This is a genomic window from Alloyangia mangrovi (genome assembly GCF_002300555.2).
GTDB classification, from domain to species: domain Bacteria; phylum Pseudomonadota; class Alphaproteobacteria; order Rhodobacterales; family Rhodobacteraceae; genus Salipiger; species Salipiger mangrovi.
Genome location: NZ_NTHN02000025.1, coordinates 66728 through 75661 on the forward strand (window position 1 = coordinate 66728; position 8934 = coordinate 75661).

At 65.7% G+C, this 8934-nt stretch carries 8 protein-coding genes and 2 pseudogenes; 3 read left to right on the forward strand and 7 right to left on the reverse strand.

All coding sequences use genetic code 11. The features are described from left to right. Positions 1-49: 49 nt before the first annotated feature. The 6 genes and pseudogenes from CLG85_RS14575 to CLG85_RS14600 form a co-directional block, all read right to left on the reverse strand. A complete protein-coding gene (locus CLG85_RS14575; protein WP_224848105.1) occupies positions 50-1108 on the reverse strand; it encodes a TRAP transporter substrate-binding protein in 1059 nt (352 codons plus the stop codon). Between the two features lie 29 nt (positions 1109-1137). Beyond that, a pseudogene (locus CLG85_RS14580) lies at positions 1138-2426 on the reverse strand (TRAP transporter large permease). A 1-nt stretch (position 2427) separates the two neighbouring features. Beyond that, positions 2428-3015, reverse strand: a complete 588-nt coding sequence (locus CLG85_RS14585; RefSeq protein WP_260349454.1) for a TRAP transporter small permease — start codon at positions 3013-3015, stop codon at positions 2428-2430. A 49-nt stretch (positions 3016-3064) separates the two neighbouring features. After that, complete coding sequence (locus CLG85_RS14590; protein ID WP_260349460.1) at positions 3065-3565, reverse strand: flavin reductase family protein; 501 nt, start codon at positions 3563-3565, stop codon at positions 3065-3067. 5 nt (positions 3566-3570) lie between these two features. Next, a complete protein-coding gene (locus CLG85_RS14595; protein ID WP_095884224.1) occupies positions 3571-4461 on the reverse strand; it encodes an aldo/keto reductase in 891 nt (296 codons plus the stop codon). 38 nt (positions 4462-4499) lie between these two features. After that, positions 4500-5654: an LLM class flavin-dependent oxidoreductase gene (locus CLG85_RS14600; protein ID WP_260349456.1), complete on the reverse strand. Its 1155-nt coding sequence runs from the start codon at positions 5652-5654 to the stop codon at positions 4500-4502. Between the two features lie 167 nt (positions 5655-5821). On the opposite strand from CLG85_RS14600, the gene CLG85_RS14605 reads away from it, so the two are divergent. Together CLG85_RS14605 and CLG85_RS14610 are read left to right on the forward strand one after the other, a co-directional pair. Then, positions 5822-6493 carry a GntR family transcriptional regulator gene (locus CLG85_RS14605; RefSeq protein ID WP_260349457.1) on the forward strand — a complete coding sequence of 224 codons (672 nt, stop codon included), beginning with the start codon at positions 5822-5824 and terminating at the stop codon, positions 6491-6493. Positions 6494-6511: 18 nt separating this feature from the next. Next, positions 6512-7655: pseudogene (locus CLG85_RS14610) on the forward strand (Gfo/Idh/MocA family protein). Between the two features lie 479 nt (positions 7656-8134). On the opposite strand, the gene CLG85_RS14615 reads toward CLG85_RS14610, so the two are convergent. After that, positions 8135-8605, reverse strand: coding sequence for an Lrp/AsnC family transcriptional regulator (locus CLG85_RS14615; RefSeq protein ID WP_095880659.1), 471 nt, complete (start codon positions 8603-8605; stop codon positions 8135-8137). A gap of 127 nt (positions 8606-8732) precedes the next feature. On the opposite strand from CLG85_RS14615, the gene CLG85_RS14620 reads away from it, so the two are divergent. Then, on the forward strand, positions 8733-8934 hold a 202-nt coding region (locus tag CLG85_RS14620), incomplete at its 3' end, for an RrF2 family transcriptional regulator (protein WP_260349458.1).

Consider the following 8934-nt stretch of genomic DNA (forward strand, 5'->3'; position numbering starts at 1 on the left):
CCCGCGCCGGGGCGGGCGCACCGCAACGAAACGGCGCGCCCGCAAGTGCTTACTGGATGTCGCTCGCGCGCTCCGCGTCAAGCTCTTCCGTCGCGGCCTGCACCGCAGACTGCATGGCGTTGAAGATCTCCTCGCCGCCCTCGACATTGTCGGTGAACCACGCATAGACCGGCTCTGCGGCATCGGCGAAGGCCTGCTTCTCCTCGGGCGTGGGCACGTAGAGATCGCCGCCGCCTTTCACGAATTCCTCGTAGGCCGGGATCGACTTGCGCTTGGGCGAGGCGAAGGTCGCCTGCTGCAGCTGGTAGAAGCCATCGACGACAACCCGGCGCATGTCCTCGGGCAGCGCGAGGAACTTCTCGTTCGACATCCACCACAGCGCGCCCATGTAGGCATGGCCGTCAAGGGTGACATACTGCAGCCCGGCCTCGGGGAACTTCATCGACATGATGTCGGTGATGCCGTTCTTCGTGCCCTCGACCACGCCGGTCTGCAGCGAGGTGAAGAGCTCGGGCCAAGGGATCGGCGTCGGGGCGGCACCCACGGCGCGCACCAGCTCCTGCGGCAGGTCGGCAACCACGGTGCGGATTTTCATGCCCTTTAGGTCCCCGGGCGTCTGCACGCGCTGCTTGGTATTGGCGAAGTTGCGCCAGCCGCCGGTGTTGCCGATGGTCATCAGCCGGATCATCCCGCCCGAGTCCTCCAGCGCCATCGAGCGCATGGTGCGAGTGAAGTCCCCCGAAAGCACCTTCTCGGCGACCCGGTCGTCCTGCATCAGGTACGGCAGGTCGAGCACCTGCACGTAGGGGAAGAGCCCCGCCGCGCCGCCCGAGGTCGAGATGTAGACGTCGATCGAGCCGTCGGCCACGCCCTGCAGGCACTCGGCCCCGTTCGAGCAGAGCTGCGTGCCCATGTAGATCTCGACGCCGATGGCGCCGTTCGAGGCGCTTTCGACGTAAGATTTGAAGACCTGCAGACCGTCGTAATCCTCGTCGTTCTCGTTCGAGTTGGCGACCGCGCGGATCGTGTAGTCCTGCGCCATCGCCGGGATGGCGAGGGCCGTTGTGAGGGCCAGCGATGCCGCCAGCGTAAGGGTCTTCCTGAGCATGTTATCCTCCCTGATAGCTCTGGATTTTCTTAGTTCGCGAACCCGGTCAGTCGCGGGATCGTCATGGAAATCGCGGGGAAATAGGTGATCAGGAAGATCACCACGATCTCGACCGCGAGGAATGGCACGATGGCACGGGCAATGGTGGTCACCCGCTCGCCCGAGACCGCCGAGCGACGAAGAGCACCAGCCCCATCGGCGGCGTCGCCAGACCCACCGTCAGGTTCACGCACATGATGATGGCGAAATGCACCGAGTCGACGCCCATGCCGGTGAACACTGGTCCAAGGATCGGACCAAGGATGATGATCGCCGGCCCCGCGTCGAGGAACATGCCCACCGCAAAGAGCAGCAGGTTGATCAGGAACAGCAGGAGCAGCGGGTTCTCGGTCAGCGACAGGATGAAGTCGGCCATCTGCTGCGGCGCGTGCGACAGCGAGACCACTGTCTTGAACGACATCGCCGCGCCGACCAGCAGCAGCACCACCGCCGAGGTCAGCCCGGCGCGGCCCAGCACGTCGGGCAGTTCGGTGAAGCGCAGGGTCTTCAGCACGAAGAGGCTTATGAAGAGCGCGTAGAAGACCGCGACCGCCGCCGCCTCGGTGGGCGTGAAGACCCCGGCAAGGATGCCGCCAAGGATGATCACTGGCGTCAGCAGCGGGAAGAAGGCCTTGAGGCTCGCCTCTCCCCGTTCGCCCCAGCTGTACTTGCGGGACGCCACGGGAAAATCGTAACGGTTGGCCATCACCTTGATCAGCAGCATCAGCCCGACGCCCACCAGCACCCCCGGCACCAGCCCGGCAAGGAAAAGCGCCGCGACGCTCTCGCCCATGACGTAGGCGTAGATGATCATGATGCCCGAGGGCGGGATGATCGGCCCGATCACCGAGCTGGCGGCGGTGATCGCGGCGGCGAAACGGCGGGTGTAGCCCTGCTTCTCCATCGCCGGGATCAGCATCGAGCCAAGCGCCGAGGTGTCCGCCACCGCCGAGCCCGAGAGCCCCGCGAAGAGCATCGACGACAGCACGTTCACATGCGCCAGCCCGCCGCGCAGGTGCCCCATGAAGGCCTGGCTGAACTCGACGAGGCGATGGGTGATGCCGCCGCGGTTCATAATCTCACCCGCCAGCATGAAGAAGGGGATCGCCATCAGCGGGAAGCTGTCCATGCCATTGTAGAGGTTGCGGTAGAGCAGCGTCAGGTCGCGCTCCTGCCCGTTGAGGAACAGCAGGATGCCGGGCGCGGCCAGCAGGCCGAAGACCACCGGCAGGCCGATCATCAGGAAGACGAGGAAAAGCGGAAGAAACCAGATCAGCATGTCATTCGGCTCCCTGCGTCTTGGCCTGCGGGACGAGATCCAGCGCCCGGCCCGAGCAGAGCTCGGCGAGGTTGCGCAGGATCAGTTCGATGTTGACCAGCACCAGCAGCGCCATGCCGACGAGGATCGAGGCCATCATCCAGCTGCGCGGCACCCGGTGCCATTCACTGAAATCCAGCGCCATGGGCACGTAGAGCGAAGCCGAGGCGAAGCGTCCGCCAAGCCCGGTGACCTCTTTCCAGCCGATCTGCAGCGCGACCACCAGAACCATCAGGCTGATCACCAGCAGCACGAGGTTCAAAAGTCTGGCCGGACGGCGCGGCAGCATCGAGGGCAGGATGTCGATCGCGACAAAGCCGCCGCGGCGAAAGGCGGTCGGCGCCATCAGCCCTGCCATCCAAAGCATGCAGAAGCGCGCGGCCTCGTCCGGCCAGGGCAGCGCATTGCCCAGCACGTAACGGCAGAACACCTGCACCAATGTCACAGCCACCATCACCGCGATGGCAAGGACACCGATGCCGCGCCCCAGCTTCAGCAGGTGGTCGTTGACCCAGGACAGGGGCCGGATCAGCCCGTCGAGTAGCACCATTCTCTCCTCCCCGTCATGCCGCGCCCTCCTCCAAGGTGGCGGCCTGCCGTCAGTTGATGTCGAGCCGCGCGACCCGCCCGCCGAAGAAGGCCAGCGGATCGCCCTGTTGCATGGTGGCGCGCAAGACCTCGCCGACGACAATCGCGTGATCACCGGCCTCGTGCACCGCATGGCGTCGGCAGTCGAAACGCGCAAGGCAACGCTCGAGCACCGGCACGCCCTCGGCATTCTGCCCGAGCGCAGCGCCGAGCAGAGCCGCGCCGTTCTTCGCCACGGTCCACGCCAGCTCCTGCTGGTCTGCCGCGAGCACGTGGATCGCGTAATGCTCTGCCCCCGCGAACAGGCCGAAGCGGCTGGAGCTGCGCGCCGGCGACCAGAGCACCAGCGGCGGGTCCATCGAGACCGACGAGAAGCTGTTGGCGGTGATCGCGGCGCACCCCTCGGGCCCGCAGGCGGTGACAATGGTCACCCCCGTGGCGAACAGCCCGAACGCATCGCGCAGCGCCCGCCCGTTGCCCGGGTCGGGCACGAAGCTCTGGGGCTGCGCCATCTGCATCAGGCCACCTCGCGGCCGAGTGCCGCCTCGTAGAGCTGGAACCACTGCACGCGGCTCAGATCGACCTTGCGGGCGTCGGCGATCTTGGCGATGCGCTCGAGCGAGTTGGTGCCCAGCACCGGCAGGATCATCGCCGGGTGGCGCAGCAGGAAGGCCACGGCGATGGCGGCACGATCAACGCCGAAGTCAGCGGCCATCGTGTCCATGCGGTGGGTCAGCGCGCTCTCGCCGGTCATCAGGCTGCCGCCACCGAGCGGCGACCAGGCCATCACCGGGTCCTTGCGGCGCTGGTGGAAGGCCAGATCGCCATCGGTGAAGGGCTCGACCCGGGCCAACGAGATCTCGATCTGGTTGGTCGCCAGTTTCGTTTCCATGGCGCTCTGCAGAAGCTCGACGTCCCACGGACGGAAGTTGGACACGCCGGCAGCCCGGATCTTGCCCGCCTTCACCAGACCGTCGAGCGCCGCGCCGGTTTCCTCGTGGTCCATCAGCGGATCGGGGCGATGGATCAGCAGCAGGTCGATGTAATCGGTGCCGAGATCGCGCAGCGAGCTCTCCACCGACGCCTCGATGTGGGCCTTCGAGGTGTCGTAGTGCTTGCAGGCCACGTCGGCATACTTGCCGCAGGGCGCGACGATGTCGCATTTGGTGACCAGTTCGACCTTTTGGCGTAGGGACGGGTCGGCCTTGAACGCCTGCCCCAGCACTGCCTCGGCGGTATAGTCGCCGTAGATGTCGGCCTGATCGAGCGTGGTGATCCCCTGCGCGAGGCAGGTGTCGATCTTTGCGCGCACGTGACCCGCCGAGGTGTCGGCGTCATCGCCAATGCGCCACATGCCGTAGACCAGCCGCGAGAAGCTGAGCCCTTCGGCCATGGTCACGCGGTCCATCTCCGCACTCGTGGGGGTGAAATCGCTAAGGCTATCCATCAGCGGCGGTCTCCTGCGCCGAGCGGCGTCTTCGGAAGGGTTTGCGGGACGCGGCCCCAGGCCTGGTTGAGTTGGCAGGTCTTCAGCTGCGGCAGCACACGCGAGCCGAAATGCTCGGCCTCCTCGACGTGCGGGTAGCCCGAGAGCACGAAGGCGCGAATGCCCATCTTCTGCAACTCCTCGAGCTTGCTGAGCACCTGGTCGGTCGAGCCGACGATGGCCGCACCGCAACCCGAACGCGCCCGGCCGATGCCGGTCCAGAGGTTGGGCTCGATGTAGCCCTCGAGGTCGGCCAGCTCGCGGTTGCGGGCCTGGTGGCTGACGCCGAGGCTGCCGGCATCGAGCGCCCGCTCGCGGATCGCCTGCCCCAGCTCGTCGTCGAGCTTGCTGGCGATGTAGCGGGCATACTCCTTGGCCTCGGCCTCGGAGTCGCGCACGATCACGTGGCTGCGGAAGCCGTAGTCCAGCGTGCGGCCGTATTTCTCGGCGGCGGCATGGGCCGCCTGCATGCGCCCGGCGATATCCTCGGTCTTTTCCGGCCACATCAGATAGACGTCGCAATGCTGGCCGCAGAGGTCGAGCGCGGCGGGGGAGTAGCCGCCGAAGTAGAGCATCGGCCCGCCCTGCTGGTAGGGCTTGGCGGGATCGGTGGTGAGGCCGGTGAAGTTGTAGACCTCTCCCTCGTAGTTGATCTCGTCGCGGTTCCACGCCTGCTTGAGGATCTCGACCACCTCGCGCGAGCGCTGGTAGCGGAACTGGCTGTCGGCCTTCTCGCCCGGGAAGTCGGACGAGATGATGTTCACCGTCAGCCGCCCCTGCAGCATGTGATCGAGCGTCGCGATGGTGCGTGCCAGCATGATCGGCTGCATCTCGCCGCAGCGCACGGCGGCCAGCAGGTTGATGGCACTGGTGATCGGCGCGCAGCCCGCAACGAAGCTCAGCGTGTCCTGCCCGACCTGATAGGACGAGGGGCACAGGATGTTGCCGAAGCCCTGCGCCTCGGCGGTCTTCACGATCTCCGAGCAGTGATCCCACGACGAGCGCAGGTCGCCATCGGGCACGCCGAGGAACTGGTAGTCATCCGAGCAGAGCGCCGAGAACCAGGCCACCTCGACCGCGTCGAGATCGGCGGATGTAACGGGTACGACCGTCATGATTTCCTCCCTGAAAACCTCCGAACTTTCCCTTTGACTACCCGCGTCCTTGATGTAGATCAATGGTGTATCAATTTTTTCATTCGCAGCATCCGCAGGGGGAGGCGGAAAGATGCAGGAAAAAAAACAGGAAATCCGGGCACAGGCCCGATGCGCTGCCGATCTACATGCAGATCAGCGAGCTGGTGATCCGCGATATCGCCGCCGGCCGGCTGGTCGACGGGCAGAAGCTGCCGCCGGAACGGGACTTCGCAAAGGCCCATGGAACCACTGTAAGAACCCTGCGCAAGGCGCTGCTAGAGTTGGAGAAAAAGGGGCTACTTGAGCGCCGTCAGGGGTCGGGCAACTACGTTCGCGCCGGCGGCGAGGTCGATTCGGTCTACTCGATGTTCCGGCTCGAGCTGGCCCAGGGAGGCGGTGGCCTGCCCACCGCCGACATCCTCTCGGCCGACTATCTCTCCAAGGATTCGCAGCAGCCCGCCTATGGCAGTTCGGACCACGGCACCCGCTTCCGCCGCCTGCGCTATCTCGACGACGTCATCATCGCGGTCGAGGAGATCTGGCTCGACGGAGGCGCGGGGAAGGTCCCGCGCGAGATGGTGCAGGATTCGCTTTACCTCACCTACAAGCGCGCCCTGCAGCTCTGGATCACCCGCGCCGAGGACCGGGTGGGCATCGGGCAGGTTCCGGACTGGGCGCCCGAGGCCTTTGCGCTGAAGCCCGGCACCACGACCGCCTATATCGAGCGCCTCTCCTGGGCGCAGGGCAGCGAGGCGGTCGAGTTCTCGCGCACCTGGTACGACACGACAAAGGCGCTCTACGTCCAGCGCCTGATCTGAAGGGAGGAGGAATTCCCCATGACGACCCAGACCCTCGCGCGCAGCGAGACCCGGACCATCACCTACGGCATCATCGGCTGCGGCATGATGGGACAGGAGCATTTGCGCAATATCGCGCTGCTCGAGAACACCGCCGTTGGCGCAATCTTCGAGCCCGACGCCGAAATGCGCGCCCACGCCCGGCAGTTCGCCCCGAACGCGCGCTTCGTGGACAGCATCGAGGCGCTGCTGGACGTGGCCGAGATCGACTGCCTGCTGATCGCCAGCCCCAACTTCCGCCACGTCGAACAGCTGCAAGCCATCGCAGGCAAGCGCCCCCTGCCCGTGCTGGTGGAAAAGCCGCTCTTCACCGATCCGGATCACGCCGCCGCCATCGACGCCTTTGCCGAAAGCTATCCCGCGCCGGTCTGGGTGGCGATGGAATACCGCTACATGCCTCCCGTCGCAAAGCTGCTGGAAGAGGCCGAGGAGGTCACCGGCGGGGTCAAGATGCTGACCATCCGCGAGCACCGCTTCCCCTTCCTCGAGAAGGTCGGCGACTGGAACCGCTTCAACCGCTACACGGGGGGGCACCTTCGTCGAGAAGTGCTGTCACTTCTTCGACCTCATGCGGCTGGCGCTGAAGTCCGACCCGGTGCGCGTGATGGCGATGGGCGGACAGGCGACGAACCACCTCGACGAGACCTACGCGGGCGAAACGCCCGACATCTTCGACCACGGGTACGTGATGGTCGAATTCGAGAGCGGCGTGCGCGCCATGCTCGAGCTGTGCATGTTCGCCGAGGGCGCACGCTACCAGGAAGAAATCTCGGCGGTCGGCCCCAGGGGCAAGATCGAAGCGCTTGTGCCGGGGCCGGGCCGCTTCTGGCCGGCGCATCTCGGCGCGGCGCCGGTGCCGCAGGTGATCGTCTCGCCACGCGAGCCGAAGGGACCCGAAGTGCGCGAGATCCCTGTCGATCCGACGATCCTCGAAGCGGGCGATCACAATGGCTCGACCTTCTACCAGCACCGGGGCTTCCTCGAGCTGGTGCGCGGAGAGCGGTCCGCGCCCGAGGTCTCCGTGCAGGATGGCAAGTGGGCGGTGCTCATGGGGCTTGCGGCGCAACGCTCGATGACCGAGGGCCGCGCGGTGGATTTGAGCGAACTGACCGGCGGCGCCTGACGCGCCGCGCGGGAGGGCACGGGCGTGCCCTCCTGTCTCTCACCCGACCACATGCCAGGGTTCCGAGAGCAAGCCCCGGATCCGAGGGCTGGGCGGCTCACAACACTTGGTCGCCCAAGCATCCGGATACTCCCAAGCGCTTTTGGAATTTCGCTAAGAACCCGGGTTTTCCGTCCTCCCCCGTCTCGCCGCGTATGACCACCGCCACTTGCATTCCGACAGGGCAGCGCGAACAGTGCGTTCCGAGACGCGGTGTTCGGCAAAGCCGGCGCGGTGACGGTCAGCTTCCTGCGCTGACCAGGCACGTGCGGACCACACGACTGGCTGATAGGCACTCCTCGCCGCCGCCCTACCTCGGCCGGAGTCGCATGAGCGCTCGTGCCGTCAAATGTCAGCCGCGCGCTCGCGCCATCAACGGTGCCGAATGCGGATCGGCAGATTTGCTATGTGCCGGAGAATTCCCCGGAGATGCCGGAGGGTTAGGCGGACAGCGTATCGATTGGCAGCACCGTCTGTGACTTCAACCGCCGGAGCGCGAAGTTCGCCGAGATGTCGCGCACCACGATCGCCTCGGTGATCTGCCGCCGGATGCGTTCGAACTCGGCCATGTCCCGCACCACGATGCGCAGCACATAGTCGTGGCTCCCGGCAAGCTGGTAGGCCTCCATGACCTCCGGCACCTGCGCGACGATTGCCTCGAACCGCTGCTGCCAATCCGTGCTTTGTTCCGGCGCCGAGACCCCGGCGAAAACGGTCAGCCCGAGCCCGAGCCGCTCGGGATCGACAAGCGCGACGCGGCCCCGGATCACCCCGGTGTCCTGCAGCTTGCGCACCCGTTTCCAGCAGGGGGTCTGCGACAGGCCGACCATCTGCGCCAGCCGGGCCAGCGGCACGGTCGCATCAGCCATCAGCGTCGCGACGATCTTGCGGTCAATTCGGTCGAGATCCATCCAGACGCCTCCTGCGACTCGGGACATGATCCAAGCATGTCTCATTTTAACAATAAGTCTACCGGCATTATCGTGATTAAAGGAAAGACGACTTCTCCTGCCGTGAAATTGGTGATTTACTGCCGACATGATCACCCAGAAGACCAAGTACGCTCTCAAATCGCTCATGGCGCTCGGCGCAGTGGAGCAAGGCACGGCGCTGACAATCGAAGAAGTCGCGCAACGGTCGGGTGCGCCCAAGCGCTTCCTCGAGCATATCCTGCTCGACCTGCGCAAGTCGGGCTATCTGGGGGCGAAACGCGGTCGAGCGGGGGGCTATTTCCTGATCC